Genomic DNA, 12,889 nt, shown 5'->3' with positions numbered 1-12,889 from the left:
CGGTGCTGCTTCCCCCCGTCCGGCCCGGTCAGGGCCGCTGCTGGATCCGGACCATCGTGCCCGCGGGATCGCGGAAGGCACAGTCGCGCACGCCGTAGGGCTGGTCGACCGGCTCCTGGACCACCTCGGCCCCGCTGGCCTGGAGCCTGTCGAACGCGGCGTCGAGGTCGTTACTGGCGAGCAGGACGGCGGCGTAGGTGCCCTTGGCCATCATCTCGGCGATGGTGCGGCGCTCGTCGTCGGTGATGCCGGGGTCCGCCGCCGGCGGCGCGAGGACGATCGCGACGTCGGGCTGGCCGGGCGGGCCGACGGTCAGCCAGCGCATCGCGCCCTGCCCGACGTCGAGGCGGACCTCGAAGCCGAGCGCGTCGCGGTAGAAGGCCAGCGAGGCCTCGGGGTCGGTGTGCGGGAGGAAACCGGAGTGGATGGTGATCGCGTCGTTCGTCATGGCGTTCACGCTAGGGACGTCCCGGGCCCCGGTGCTTCTCGATTCCTGACCGGTCGGGTGACCTGTTTGGCCACGCACGCGGGCAGCCCGGCCGCGCCGCCCCGCGCGGCGGCCCGGTAGGCGCTCGGCGGCATCCCGACGAGCTCGGCGAACCGGGTGCTGAACGTGCCGAGGGAGGAGAAGCCGACGTCGAAGCACACCTCGGTGACGCTGCGGTCGCCGCGGCGCAGCAGCGCCATGGCCCGCTCGATGCGCCGGGTCATGAGGTAGCTGTAGGGCGACTCGCCGTAGGCGCGGCGGAAGGCGCGCGAGAGGTGACCGGCCGAGACGTGCTCGGCGCGGGCGAGCTCGGTGACGTCGAGCGGGCGGGCGTACTCGCGGTCGATGCGGTCGCGGACGCGGCGCAGCCGCGCGAGCTCGCGCAGGTGCTCCTCGTCGCGGGCGCTCACCCGAGGAACTCCGCGAGCAGCGCGGCCACCTCGCCGGGCCGCTCCAGGTAGACCATGTGGCCGGTGTCGAGGGGGACGACGGCGAGGTCGTCGCCGAGCGCGGCGCGGCAGGCCGCGAGCCAGTCGTCGGAGACGAAGTCGGCGCGGCGGGCCGGTACGACCAGGGTCGGGGTCCCGGCCGGCGGGACGGCCGCCGGACGGGCCATCTCCGCCCAGGCGGCGACGACGGCGGCGCGGCTGTAGCGCCAGCGCCAGGCCCCGGCGCGGTGCTCCAGGTGCTCGGCGACCTCGGCCCCGACGAGCTCGGGCGCCACGTCCGCCCAGGTCGCGGCCTTGGCGGCGCGGGCGTCGTCGGGGGTCGCGAAGGCCTCGTCGGCGCGGGCCCCCTCGGCGGAGTCCAGCATGTCCTGCGGGTCGAGGCCGTGTGCGGGGTCGAGCAGCGCGAGCCGGGTGACGCGCTCCGGCGCGGTGCGGGCGAGACGGGCCGCGATCGCCCCGCCGAAGGAGTGCCCGACGACCGCGGCCCGGTCGAGGCCCTGCGCGTCGAGCACCTCCAGCACGTCTTCGACGTGGTGTTCCAGGTTCCACGGCGGCGCCCACGGCGACCGGCCGTGCCCGCGGACGTCGACGCAGATCCAGCGCAGCCCGGGCAGGGCCGCGGTCAGCGGCGCGAAGCGCAGGCCGTGTCCGGTGACGCCGTGCACGGCGAGCACCGGCGGGCCGGCCGGGTCGCCGGCGTGGTGGACGTGCAGGGGCATGCCGCGATCCTGCCAGGCCGGAAACCGGAGGCGCCGCGACGCGGGCGCCCCTACCGTCGCCGGCGGAAGGAGGACGGTCATGAGCAGCGAGCAGGTGTTCCGCGAGGACGGCGAGATCGTGGGGGTGGTGCACGCCCACGACGGGGGGTTCCGGTCGTGCACGGTGTTCGGCCACCCGCTGCACGACGCGGCGGACGCCGACGAGGCGCGGCGCCACCTGCGCGAGAAGGGCCTGGCCGTCCTGGCCGAGCGCTGGGAGCTCGACGACGGCGACGGGCCCGTCGCGGTGCGGCTGGTGGAGGTCGCGCCGGACGCGGTGACGGTGGCGCCCGAGTACCCCGGGCCGGTCCCGCGGACGCTGCGGCTCACCGGCGACGACCTGGCCCGGCTGCGCCTCCGCTGACGCGTTGCCGGAACAGCAATGACATTTGCCGTTCCGGCCAGGCGGTCGTCAGGGTGGTCGCATGACCACACCGCAGCAGTACGACGTCGTCGTGGTCGGCGGCGGCCCGGCCGGCCTGAACGGCGCGATGATGCTCGCCCGTTCCCGCCGGTCGGTGGCCGTCGTCGACTCCGGACGGCCCCGCAACGCCGCGTCCGCCGCCGCGCACGGCCTGTTCGCCCGCGACGGCACCGCCCCCGCCGAGCTGCTCGCCACCGGCCGCGCGGAGGTCCGCCGCTACGGCGGCACCGTCGTCGCCGGCGAGGTGGTCGGCGCCCGCCGCGACGGCGACGGGTTCACCGTGACCCTCGCCGGCGGCGCCGTCCTGGGTGCGCGACGGCTGCTCGTCACGACGGGGCTGACCGACGTCCTGCCCGACGTCGCCGGCCTGGCGCAGGGGTGGGGCGACGACGTCGTGCACTGCCCGTACTGCCACGGCTGGGAGGTCCGCGACCGCCCGATCGCTGTGCTGGGCGTCGGGCCGATGTCGATGCACCACGCCCTGATGTTCCGGCAGCTGTCCGCGGACCTGGTGTTCGTCGCGCACTCCGTGGCGCCGACCCCCGAGCAGCGCGAGCGGTGCGACGCACTCGGCATCCGGGTCGTCGACGGCCCGGTGCTGGAGGTGGTGCGCACGGCGGACGGCGCGGTCGGCGGGCTGCGCACCGCCGACGGCGTCGTGCCCTGCGCGGTGGTGGCGGTCGCGACGCGGATGGAGGCCCGCGCCGGCTTCCTCGACGAGCTGGGCCTGGTGCCGGTGGAGCACCCGAGCGGGGCGGGCCACCACCTCGTCGCCGACGGGACCGGGCGCAGCGAGGTCGAGGGCGTGTGGGTCGCGGGCAACGTCACCGACCTCATGGCGCAGGTCGGCGCGGCGGCCGCGGCCGGTGCGCTCGCCGGGGCCGCGATCAACGGCGACCTCGTCGAGGCCGACGCCGTGGCGGCCGTGGCGCGGCACCGCGACGCCGCCCGGATCTAGCCCGGACGGCGTGCCCGTCGTCGGTCCGTCCCGCACGAGCTGCGGCGGGCCGGGCCGCCCGTTCAGGTCGGCAGCAGGTACTCCTCGCCCGCGTGGTGGCAGGCGCTCGGGTGCTGCACCCCGGGCCGCCCGGCGAGCTCCGGCTCCTCGCTCGCGCAGACGTCGGTGGCCTTCCAGCACCGCGTGCGGAACCGGCACCCGCTCGGCGGGTCCACCGGGCTCGGGACGTCGCCGGTGAGCCGGATCCGCGTCCGTCCCTCCCGGACCGCCGGGTCGGGCACCGGTACCGCCGACAGCAGCGCCTGGGTGTACGGGTGCGCGGCGCGCGTGTAGACCTGCTCCACGGTCCCGAGCTCGACCATCTTGCCCAGGTACATGACCCCGACCCGGTCCGACAGGTGCCGGACCACGGACAGGTCGTGGGCGATGAAGACGTAGGACAGCCCGAACTCGCGCTGCAGGCTGCCCAGCAGGTTCATCACCTGCGCCTGGATGGAGACGTCCAGCGCCGACACCGGCTCGTCGCAGATGATCACCTCCGGGCGCAGGGCCAGCGCGCGGGCGATCCCGATGCGCTGGCGCTGCCCGCCGGAGAACTGGTGCGGGTAGCGGTTGACGAAGTCCGGGTTGAGCCCGACGACGTCGAGCAGCTCCTGCACCCTCGCCCGCCGCTCCCCCTTCGGCGCGACCTCGGGGTGGATCTCGAAGGGCTCCCCCACGATGTCGGCGACCGTCATCCGCGGGTTCAGCGAGGTGTAGGGGTCCTGCAGGACGATCTGCATCTGCCGGCGCAGCGCCCGCAGCGCGGCGCCCTTCCTGCCGAGGATGTCCTGTCCGCGGAAGCGCACCGCGCCCGAGGTCGGCGGCTCCAGGCGCATCAGCACCTGCGCGAGGGTCGACTTGCCGCAGCCGGACTCGCCGACGATGCCGAGCGTCTCCCCCTTCCCCAGGGTGAACGAGACGCCGTCGACGGCGCGGACGTGCCCGACGGTGCGCTTGACGACCGCACCGACCTTGACCGGGAAGTGCTTCACGAGGTTCTCGACCTCGAGGATCGGCTCGGTCATACGAGGTCCTCCGCGAGCAGGCAGGCCGACACGCGCCCGCCGGGCAGCGGGACGGGCGGCGGGTCCAGCGACCGGCAGCGCTCCACCGCGCGCGGGCAGCGCGGGTGGAACGGGCAGCCGTCGGGGATGTCGGTCAGGGTCGGCGGCAGGCCGCTGATCGCGCGGAGCTCGGTGCCCGTGCCGTCCAGCCGCGGGATCGACGCGAGCAGCGCCTCGGTGTAGGGGTGCGCCGGGTTCGCGAACAGCGAGTGCACGTCGCCCTGCTCGACGATCCGGCCCGCGTACATGACCGCGATCCGGTCGGCGACCTCGGCGACGACTCCCAGGTCGTGGGTGATGAGGACGAGCCCCATCTCGCGTTCGCGCTGGATGTCGGCGAGCAGGTCCATGATCTGGGCCTGCACGGTGACGTCGAGCGCGGTCGTCGGCTCGTCGGCGATGAGCACGTCCGGGTCCAGGGCCAGCGACATCGCGATCATGACGCGCTGGCGCATGCCGCCGGAGAACTCGTGCGGGAAGTTCGTGACCCGCTGCGCCGCCCCGGGGATGCCGACCAGGTCGAGCAGCTCGACGGCGCGGGCCCGCGCGTCGCGGCGGCTCATGCCGCGCCGGGTGCGCAGCTGCTCGCCGATCTGGAACCCGACGGTGAACACCGGGTTCAGCGCCGACAGCGCGTCCTGGAAGATCATCGCGACGTTCTCGCCGCGCAGCTCGCGCCGGCGTTCCTCGGAGGCGGTGAGCAGCTCCTCGCCGCGGTAGCGGACCGCGCCCGCGGTGACGCGGGCCGGCGGCGTCGGCAGGATGCCCATGACGGTGTTCGCGGTGACCGACTTGCCCGAGCCGGACTCGCCGAGCACGGCGAGCGTCTCGCCGGCGTCGACGTGGTAGCTCACGCCGTTGAGGACGGTCGCGACGCCGTCCCGGGTGCGGAACTCGACGTGCAGGTCGGACACCTCGAGCAGAGGCGTGGCCATCAGCGTCCCTTCGGGTCGAACGCGTCGCGCACCGCGTCGCCGAGCAGCACGAAGGCCAGCACGGTGACGACGAGGAACGCGCCGGGGAACAGCAGCAGGTGCGGCGAGGTCCGCAGGTAGCTCTGCGCCTCGCTGATCATCACGCCCCAGGACACGACGGGGTCGCGCAGGCCGACGCCGAGGTAGGACAGCGTCGCCTCGGCCCCGATGAACGCGGCGAGCGCGATCGTCGCGTAGACCATCACCGGCGCGATGGTGTTGGGCAGCATGTGCCGGTAGATGATCCGCCACGGGCTCGCGCCGAGGGCGCGGGCGGCCTTGACGTAGTCCTGGCTGCGCGCGGAGATCGCGGCCGAGCGCATGATCCGCATGACGATCGGCCAGGACAGCAGGCCGATCGTGCCGATCACCAGCCCGCTGATCCCGATCACGCTCTGCCCGACCGACGCGCGGAACGTGGCCAGCACGACGATGGCGCCGAGGATGAACGGCAGGCCGAAGAAGACGTCGGCGATGCGGGCGAGCAGGGCGTCGACCCAGCCGCCGGCGAACCCGGCGACCAGGCCCATGACGGCGCCGACTCCCACGACCGCCGTCGTCGCCAGCACGCCGACGACGATCGAGACGCGGGTGCCGTACACGGTGCGGGCGAACACGTCGCGGCCCAGGTGGTCGTAGCCGAACCAGGCCTGCGCCGAGGGGTCCTCGCGGGCCCGGGACAGGTCGCCGACGGTGGGGTCGACCGAGGTGAACAGCTGCGGGAACGCGGCCATGACCAGCAGGAACGTGATCAGGCCCGCGGCGACGAGGAACAGCGGGCGGCGACGCAGGTCGTGCCAGGCGTCGGCGCCGAGGCTGCGGGTGCGGCCACCCGTCCCGACGGCGGTGGTGGGGTCAGTCAAGGCGGATCCTCGGGTCGAGCAGGGCGTAGGTGATGTCCACGACGAGGTTCGCGAGCAGGTAGATCATCACGAGCAGCACGACGACACCGGTGACGACGACGCCGTCGAGCCGCTGGATGGAGCCGAAGATGAGCCCGCCGATCCCGCGGACGTTGAAGATCCCCTCGGTGACGATGGCGCCGCCCATGAGCGTGCCGAAGTCCGCGCCGAGGAAGGTGACCACCGGGATCGCGGAGTTGCGGGTCAGGTGCACGCCGACGACGCGGCTCCGGGTCAGTCCCTTGGCCGTCGCGGTGCGCACGTAGTCGGCGCGCAGGTTCTCCGCGATGGAGGTCCGCGTCAGCCGGGCCACGTAGGCCAGCGACAGGCTGCCGAGCACGTAGCCGGGCACGATCAGGTCGACGAACCCGGGGTCGGCCGGGACGGTCGGCGGGATCAGCCCGAGGCGCAGCCCGAGCACGGACTGCAGCACGTACCCGGTGACGAACACCGGCACCGCGACCAGGAACAGGGTCGCGGTGAGCACGACGTTGTCGAGGAAGCCGCCCGGGCGCAGCCCGGTGAGCACGCCGGCGGTCAGCCCGATGATCGCCTGGATGACCAGCGCGACCACGGCCAGCTTGATCGTGACGGGGTAGGCGTTCGCGATGAGCGTCGCGACCTCCTGGCCGCGGAAGTTCTCGCCGAAGTCGCCGCGCAGCAGGTTGCCGAGGTAGGTCAGGTACTGGACGACGATCGAGCGGTCCAGCCCGTACTCCTCGCGCATGCGCTCGACGAACGCGGGCGGGCAGGTCTGGTCGCCGCACTTGCCGGCGAGCGGGTCGCCGGGCAGCGCCCAGACCATGAAGTAGATGAGGAACGTGGTGCCGAGGAACACCGGCACGAGTTGCAGGAGTCGTCGCAGGACATAGCGCCCCACGGGTCACCTCCGGGTACGTGCACCGGCGGCCGGGGATCGCCCGGCCGCCGGTGCGGGTGGTGGTGCGGAGCGGGGGTCACTCCTGGACGGTGACCTTCTCCAGGTCCAGCTCGCGGCCGTAGGTCAGCTCGACGTCGGCGAGCCGCGGCGACCAGCCGAACTGGGCGGACTGGTCGTTGATCGCGACGGCGGGCATGTCCTGGATCAGCAGCCGCTCGGCCTCGGCCCAGAGGGCGTGGGCCTCCTCCGGGGTGGCCGCCGTCGAGCCCTGGCGGACGAGGGCGTCGAAGCGGGGGTTGCTGTAGCCGCTGTTGTTGTTGGCCGCGCCCGTCGTGTACTGCGGGGCGAGGACGTACTCCATGGTCGGGGTGGAGGCGACCCAGCCGGAGCGGAAGATGCCGGTCAGGTTCTCGGCGCGGCGCTGGTCGAGGAACTCCGAGAAGGTCGGGACCGGCACGAAGTTGCACGGCACGCCGAGGGTGTTGCTGATGCTGACGCAGGCGGCCTGCATCCACTCGCGGTTGATCGCGGAGTCCACGTTGGAGATCAGCTCGACGGGGCCGGTGAAGCCGGACGCGTCGAACTGCTGCTTGGCCCGCTCCGGGGAGAACTCGCAGAGCTCGCCGCACTGGTCGTCGACCTTGCCGGGGACGCCCTCGGGGATGAAGCCGGTGGCGGGCTGCACGAGACCGTTGTAGACGTTGTCGATGATCGCCTGCCGGTCGACGGCCATCGAGATCGCCTGGCGCAGCTGCGGGTCGGCGTAGCGCTGGTCGTAGACCGGGAACGTCATCGTGTTGATGCCGGCGTAGGGCTGGTTGCCGTTCCGGTCGGCCAGGTCCTGCTGGTACAGGTTGTCGATCAGGAACGAGCCGGGGATGCTCTCGAGGAAGTCGAGGTTCCCGCTGACGACGTCCTGGTAGGCGGCCTCGGAGTCGGCGTAGAAGCGGAACTCGACGCCGCCGACGGCGACGGGCTGCTCGCCGCCCCACTGCTCGTAGCGGGTGACGGTCACGTTCTGGTCCGGCACGCGGGACTCGAAGCGGAACGGGCCGTTGCCGATGGGGTTGGCCTCGAACCCGGCCGGGTCGGCGAAGAACGACTCCGGCATCGGGTAGAACGCGACGTCGCCGAGGGTGTTGACGAAGATCGGCGACGGCTCGGTCAGCGCCACGGTGAAGGTGCGGTCGTCGACGACCTGCAGCCCGGACATCGCCTGCGCGGTCGGCTCGCCCTCGTCCGGGTTGACCTGGTCGAACCCGGCGATGGCGGAGAAGAACTCCGAGCTGGACTGGGCGTTGGTCTTGAGCGCGACGTGGTTCCAGGCGTCGACGAAGCTCGTCGCGGTGACGGGGGTGCCGTCGTGGAAGGTCCAGCCGTCCTTGATCCGGATGGTCCAGTTCTGCGAGTCGGTGGACTCGATCGACTCGGCCATCTTGTTCTGCGGCCGGCCCTGCTGGTCGTAGTCGACCAGGCCGGACCACAGCGCGTCGAGGATCTTGCTGCCGCCGACCTCACGGGTGTTGCCCGGCAGCAGCGCGTTCTCCGGCTCGGTGCCGTAGACGGAGATCGTGGGTGCGCCCTGGGCATCGCCGGTGGTGCCGCCGCCCCCGCCGCCGCACGCGCTGAGCACCAGCGCGGAGGAGAGCGAGAGCGCGAGCAGGGCCGCGACTCGACGTGATCGCATCTGTGTCCTGTTCTGTCCGGGGCGGCCGCGCCTCGGGGGTGGGAGGACGGCCGGTGTGGTCGGTGACGGGTCGCACGGTAGCCACACGATCGCGCGTTCCCGGTTACGAATCCATTGCGTCGGCCGCGATTGCGGCGAGCAACGGGAATGGCGTCGCGACGAACCGTGCCGATGCCGCGACCGCCTGTCGACGCGCCGTTCCATCACCGCAGGTCGGCGCCATTCACACACCATTGTTCGGGACGAAACATTGCATTGCGCAGCGCATTTCCGAGAGCCTGGAAGTGACCAGAATCACACTGGGCACGCACACTCGGCGCCCTGAGCAGCACGGACGACGGAGGCCACCCCCGGACACCGCCGATCCGGCCGCCGCGAACGCCCCGGCCGCCGGCGCCGGAAATCGATTCCTCACCATTTCCCCGCATCGCCGGAAAATAGCAGTGACGACCGACTACCGGACTCGTCGGACCGCCCCCGCGGATGCATTCCGGGGCACCGGCGGACAATGCCCCGGAATTGCGGGCGCGCGATGTCGCCGAGGAGTCCCGCACCCACCCCGACCTGCGGGGCGGCCGGGCCGTGGCCGTGCGCCGACCCCGCCACGGGGCCGCTCCCCGTACGTCACACGCTTGACCACGCGATTGCGGAAGGACCAACAGAAAACGGACGGATCGGTACGCGCGTACCGATCCGTCCGTGGGTCCCGCTCAGCCCTTCGCGGGCCGGGAGAACATGTCGCCGTCGAGGTAGATCTTCCAGTCGGCGGCCTTGAGGCCGTGCCCGCCGGAGCGCAGGTGGTAGCTCATCGCCGGGCCGGCGAAGGCACGGTCGGCGGTGGGCTTCCAGCCCGTGGTGCCCAGGCCGTCGTCACCGAGGCCGTAGAGGTCGTAGATCTTCGCCGCCGCGGTGTAGGCGAGGAACTCGCCCTCGGGGTCGGCGTTGGAGTCCTCGCTCGCGCTGGCGACGACCAGACGCCGCGGGGCGACCAGCCCCATCAGCTCGTGCTGGTCGACGGGCAGCTCGTCGACCTTGTCGCCGTAGGCCTGGTAGGTCTTCGGGAACCAGTACGGAAAGGAGCTGTTGACCCGCGAGACGGTCTCGGCGCCCACTCCCCCGTCGCCGCGGCGGGCGAGCTTGGCCCCGGTCGAGCCGGAGTTGTTGGAGATGACGGCGGCGAAGCGGGTGTCCTGCGCGCCCGCCCAGAGCGCGGCCTTGCCGCTGCGCGAGTGCCCGATGACGGCGATCTTCGTGGGGTCGATGTCGCGGTCGGTCTGCAGGTAGTCCATCGCCCGGCTCGCACCCCAGGCCCAGGCGGCGATGGCGCGGCCGGCGTCGTCGGGAAGGTCCTCGCCGGAGGGGTGGAACAGGTTGATCATCTTGCTGCGGTAGCTGCCGCCGTCGTCCGGGGCGATCTGCTCGGCGTCGATCTGGGCGAACGCGTAACCCGCCTTCGTGATCGTCGAGACGGGCGCGTAGTCCGAGGACTGGCCCGGGTCGTCGGTCACCGACCCGCGGTGGTCGATCATCAGGAAGGTCCCGCGCGGGGTGGCGCCCGCCGGCACGAACAGCCGCAGCGTGAACGACCCCGTGCCCTCCGGCCCGGTGATGCCGATCGTCACCTTCTTGCGGACGACGTCACCGACCCGCGTGGACTGCACGTCGAAGGTCTGCCTGGTCGGCCTGGGCAGCGGCTGCCCGTAGACGTTCTCGCGGAACGCGGCCAGGAGCTCGGCGCGGCGCGTCCCCTCCCACTGCTGGACCGTCGTCACACCGGTGCCGTCGGTCAGGCGCAGCGGGTTCGGGTACTGCGTGCCGTCGATCGTGACCGTGGCCGCGGCGGCGAGCCCGGCCACCGGCTCCGGGACGTCGTTCAGCGGCCCCTGGGACGCCGCCGGGGCGACCGGGACGCTCGACGGTGCCGCCGTGCCCACCAGACCGGCCGCGGCGACCGCGCCGACGACGACGAGCGACGTCGCCGCCCGCCGGGCGGACTGCAGGGCGCGAGAACGAGTGCGCGGGCTCAGAGGTGCGGACACGACGGCGAACCTACCGAGAAGGTGGTGATCGACAACTACGTTCCGCACGATCACGCCGATCGGACGACGGGATCACACCCCTGAAGGATGACTCCGGCCACACGAGGTGTCGCCGCAGGTGACATACGGGTACTGCGGTGGGTCGGGCGGCACCGCAGCGGCCCGGCAGCCGGTTCGCACGCGCGAACGGCCGACACCCGCCGGACACGCTCCGACACCGGCGCACCCCCCTCCCGCGGCCCGGATCACACCGGCGCACCCCACCGTCGGCGGGGCCGGCGAGGCGGATCATGGAGGGCATGAGCGACCGCGCGGAGGTGGGAGTGGACATCGAGTTGCACGGGCAGCGGGTCAGCGTGCGGGAGGCGGGCCGCGGCGCCGGGCCCGCGGTGCTGCTGGTCCACGGCCTGGCCGCCAGCTCGCGGACGTGGGAGCCGGTCCTCGACGCGCTCGGGGACCGGATGCACGTCATCGCGCCCGACCTGCTCGGCCACGGCGCCAGCGAGGCGCCGCGCAGCGGCGACTACTCGCTGGGCGGCTTCGCCACCGACCTGCGCGACCTGCTCGCCGCGCTCGGCGTCGACCGGGTGACGATCGTCGGGCACTCCTTCGGCGGCGGCGTCGCGATGCAGTTCGCCCACCAGTTCCCCGAGCTGACCGAGCGGGTCGTGCTCGTCTCCTCCGGCGGGCTGGGCCACGACCTCACCCTGGCGCTGCGCGCGGCGAGCCTGCCGGGCTCGGAGCTGGTGCTGCGCTCGGCGGCGTCGCTCACCCCGACCTGGCTGCGCCGCGGGGCGCACCGGCTCGCCCACCGCGTCGGGCGGGCGCCCCGCTCCGACATCGACGGCGTGCACACCGCGCTGGAGTCCTTCGCCGACCGCGGCACCCGGGCCGCGTTCGTGCGGACCGCGCGCGGTGCGCTGGAGCCGTCGGGCCAGCGCCTCGACGGGGCGCAGCGGCTGCACCTGCTCGCCGAGGTCCCGGTGCTGCTGGTGGGCGGCGCCCGCGACCGCGTCATCCCGCTCGCCCACACCCTCGCCGCGCACGAGCGGCTGCCCGCCAGCCGCCTGGAGGTGTTCGACGACGCCGGGCACTTCCCGCACGTCGAGCGGCCGCAGCGGTTCGCGGCGCTGCTGCGGGAGTTCGTGGGCGGCACCGCGCCGGCCCCGGGCGACCGCGAGTCGATCCGCCGCCGGATCCTCGGCCTCCCGCGGGTGCCCGCCCGCGGTCCCGCGGACCGGACGGCGACCGGCTAGCGTCCGGGCGGTGACCGTCCCGGACCGACCGCTCCCCACCCCGGCCGAGGTGCTCGGATACTTCGCGAGCCTCTCGAACCGGGGCCGCTGGGGCGACGACGACGAGCGCGGCACCCTCAACCTCGTCACCGACGCCGTCCGGCTCGACGCGGCCCGCGCCGTCCGGCACGGCCGGAGCGTGTCGTGCGCGTGGGAGGTCGCCGTGCCCGGGGACGCCGAGCGGTCCACGACGTCGTGCCCGTGCGCCGCGGAGATGCCCGGCGCGGAGAACATGCCCGCCTCCTTCCACGGCGACCGCCGCTGGGGGTTCTCCACCGAACGCCTGGGCCTGACGTTCCACGGCAACACCGTCACCCACGTCGACTCGCCGTGCCACCTGTTCTGGGACGGCGCGATGTACAACGGCCGCCCGCACACGCTCGTCGACCCGGACACCGGCTCGTCGTGGGCGGCCGCCACCGCGGCCGCGGACGGGATCGTCACCCGCGGGGTGCTGCTCGACGTCGCGCGCGCCCGCGACGTCGCGTGGCTGGAGCCCGGCGAGGGCGTGCACCCGGCGGACCTGGAGGAGGCCGAGCGCCGCCAGGGGGTGCGGGTGCGCCCCGGCGACGCGGTGCTCCTGCGGACCGGGCACGGCCGCGCGCTGCGCGAGGCGGGCCCGCCCGGCGGATTCGCGCAGGCCGGCTGGCACGCGTCGTGCCTGCCGTGGCTGCGCGAGCGCGGCGTCGCGCTGATCGGGGCCGACACCCCGCAGGACGTGCAGCCCTCCGGCTACGACGAGGTGCTCATGCCCGTGCACGCCGTCGGGCTCGTCGCGATGGGGCTGTGGCTGCTGGACAACTGCGACCTCGAGGCCTGCGCGACGACCGCGGCCGAGCTCGGCCAGTGGGACTTCCAGCTCGCCGTCGCGCCGGTGCGGTTCGCGGGGACGTCGGGCAGCCCGGTGAACCCGATCGCGACGTTCTGACC

The 12,889-nt window shown here is 73.6% G+C and carries 13 protein-coding genes; 4 read left to right on the top strand and 9 right to left on the bottom strand.

What is annotated here, in order from left to right:
• Positions 1–28: 28 nt before the first annotated feature.
• From WJX68_RS00890 to WJX68_RS00880, 3 genes are read right to left on the bottom strand one after another with little or no spacing between them, the layout of a single operon-like run.
• The gene (locus tag WJX68_RS00890) at positions 29–448 is read right to left on the bottom strand and encodes a VOC family protein (protein WP_340285511.1); all 420 of its coding nucleotides are present in this window, start codon (positions 446–448) and stop codon (positions 29–31) included.
• A 5-nt stretch (positions 449–453) separates the two neighbouring features.
• Positions 454–897 (bottom strand): helix-turn-helix transcriptional regulator, encoded by a 444-nt coding sequence (locus WJX68_RS00885; protein WP_340285510.1) that lies wholly within the window; start codon positions 895–897, stop codon positions 454–456.
• Positions 894–1,655 carry an alpha/beta fold hydrolase gene (locus WJX68_RS00880; protein ID WP_340285509.1) on the bottom strand — a complete coding sequence of 254 codons (762 nt, stop codon included), beginning with the start codon at positions 1,653–1,655 and terminating at the stop codon, positions 894–896. The genes WJX68_RS00885 and WJX68_RS00880 overlap by 4 nt, the downstream gene beginning before the upstream one ends.
• Positions 1,656–1,734: 79 nt before the next feature.
• On the opposite strand from WJX68_RS00880, the gene WJX68_RS00875 reads away from it, so the two are divergent.
• Both WJX68_RS00875 and WJX68_RS00870 read left to right on the top strand, forming a co-directional pair.
• Positions 1,735–2,058, top strand: a complete 324-nt coding sequence (locus WJX68_RS00875) for a hypothetical protein (RefSeq protein ID WP_340285508.1) — start codon at positions 1,735–1,737, stop codon at positions 2,056–2,058.
• Between the two features lie 61 nt (positions 2,059–2,119).
• A complete protein-coding gene (locus WJX68_RS00870) occupies positions 2,120–3,076 on the top strand; it encodes an NAD(P)/FAD-dependent oxidoreductase (protein ID WP_340285507.1) in 957 nt (318 codons plus the stop codon).
• A 62-nt stretch (positions 3,077–3,138) separates the two neighbouring features.
• Here the strand turns inward: WJX68_RS00870 and WJX68_RS00865 are convergent, their stop codons facing one another.
• The 6 genes from WJX68_RS00865 to WJX68_RS00840 form a co-directional block, all read right to left on the bottom strand.
• The gene (locus tag WJX68_RS00865) at positions 3,139–4,143 is read right to left on the bottom strand and encodes an ABC transporter ATP-binding protein (protein ID WP_340285506.1); all 1,005 of its coding nucleotides are present in this window, start codon (positions 4,141–4,143) and stop codon (positions 3,139–3,141) included.
• Complete coding sequence (locus WJX68_RS00860; RefSeq protein ID WP_340285505.1) at positions 4,140–5,117, bottom strand: ABC transporter ATP-binding protein; 978 nt, start codon at positions 5,115–5,117, stop codon at positions 4,140–4,142. The genes WJX68_RS00865 and WJX68_RS00860 overlap by 4 nt, the downstream gene beginning before the upstream one ends.
• Positions 5,117–6,019, bottom strand: coding sequence for an ABC transporter permease (locus tag WJX68_RS00855; RefSeq protein ID WP_340285503.1), 903 nt, complete (start codon positions 6,017–6,019; stop codon positions 5,117–5,119). The genes WJX68_RS00860 and WJX68_RS00855 overlap by 1 nt, the downstream gene beginning before the upstream one ends.
• Positions 6,012–6,938: an ABC transporter permease gene (locus tag WJX68_RS00850; RefSeq protein WP_340285502.1), complete on the bottom strand. Its 927-nt coding sequence runs from the start codon at positions 6,936–6,938 to the stop codon at positions 6,012–6,014. Before WJX68_RS00850 ends, WJX68_RS00855 begins: the two co-directional genes overlap by 8 nt.
• A 76-nt stretch (positions 6,939–7,014) precedes the next feature.
• Complete coding sequence (locus tag WJX68_RS00845) at positions 7,015–8,625, bottom strand: peptide ABC transporter substrate-binding protein (RefSeq protein ID WP_340285501.1); 1,611 nt, start codon at positions 8,623–8,625, stop codon at positions 7,015–7,017.
• A 710-nt stretch (positions 8,626–9,335) separates the two neighbouring features.
• Positions 9,336–10,664 carry a glucuronyl esterase domain-containing protein gene (locus WJX68_RS00840; protein ID WP_340285500.1) on the bottom strand — a complete coding sequence of 443 codons (1,329 nt, stop codon included), beginning with the start codon at positions 10,662–10,664 and terminating at the stop codon, positions 9,336–9,338.
• Between the two features lie 299 nt (positions 10,665–10,963).
• Between WJX68_RS00840 and WJX68_RS00835 the strand changes: the two genes are divergently transcribed.
• Both WJX68_RS00835 and WJX68_RS00830 read left to right on the top strand, forming a co-directional pair.
• Positions 10,964–11,920, top strand: coding sequence for an alpha/beta fold hydrolase (locus WJX68_RS00835; RefSeq protein ID WP_340285499.1), 957 nt, complete (start codon positions 10,964–10,966; stop codon positions 11,918–11,920).
• Positions 11,921–11,930: 10 nt separating this feature from the next.
• A complete protein-coding gene (locus WJX68_RS00830; RefSeq protein WP_340285498.1) occupies positions 11,931–12,887 on the top strand; it encodes a cyclase family protein in 957 nt (318 codons plus the stop codon).
• Positions 12,888–12,889 lie beyond the last annotated feature (2 nt).

This window comes from Pseudonocardia spirodelae (assembly GCF_037727765.1).
In the GTDB taxonomy this organism is placed as follows: domain Bacteria; phylum Actinomycetota; class Actinomycetes; order Mycobacteriales; family Pseudonocardiaceae; genus Pseudonocardia; species Pseudonocardia spirodelae.
This window is presented reverse-complemented; position numbering and strand designations above follow the sequence as displayed.

What these genes read in the sequence shown, in the direction of transcription:
- WJX68_RS00845 (WP_340285501.1), bottom strand. Translation starts at nt 8,625, where the DNA reads ATGCGATCACGTCGAGTCGCGGCCCTGCTCGCGCTCTCGCTCTCCTCC.
- WJX68_RS00835 (WP_340285499.1), top strand. Translation starts at nt 10,964, where the DNA reads ATGAGCGACCGCGCGGAGGTGGGAGTGGACATCGAGTTGCACGGGCAG.
- WJX68_RS00870 (WP_340285507.1), top strand. Translation starts at nt 2,120, where the DNA reads ATGACCACACCGCAGCAGTACGACGTCGTCGTGGTCGGCGGCGGCCCG.
- WJX68_RS00890 (WP_340285511.1), bottom strand. Translation starts at nt 448, where the DNA reads ATGACGAACGACGCGATCACCATCCACTCCGGTTTCCTCCCGCACACC.
- WJX68_RS00875 (WP_340285508.1), top strand. Translation starts at nt 1,735, where the DNA reads ATGAGCAGCGAGCAGGTGTTCCGCGAGGACGGCGAGATCGTGGGGGTG.
- WJX68_RS00880 (WP_340285509.1), bottom strand. Translation starts at nt 1,655, where the DNA reads ATGCCCCTGCACGTCCACCACGCCGGCGACCCGGCCGGCCCGCCGGTG.
- WJX68_RS00860 (WP_340285505.1), bottom strand. Translation starts at nt 5,117, where the DNA reads ATGGCCACGCCTCTGCTCGAGGTGTCCGACCTGCACGTCGAGTTCCGC.
- WJX68_RS00865 (WP_340285506.1), bottom strand. Translation starts at nt 4,143, where the DNA reads ATGACCGAGCCGATCCTCGAGGTCGAGAACCTCGTGAAGCACTTCCCG.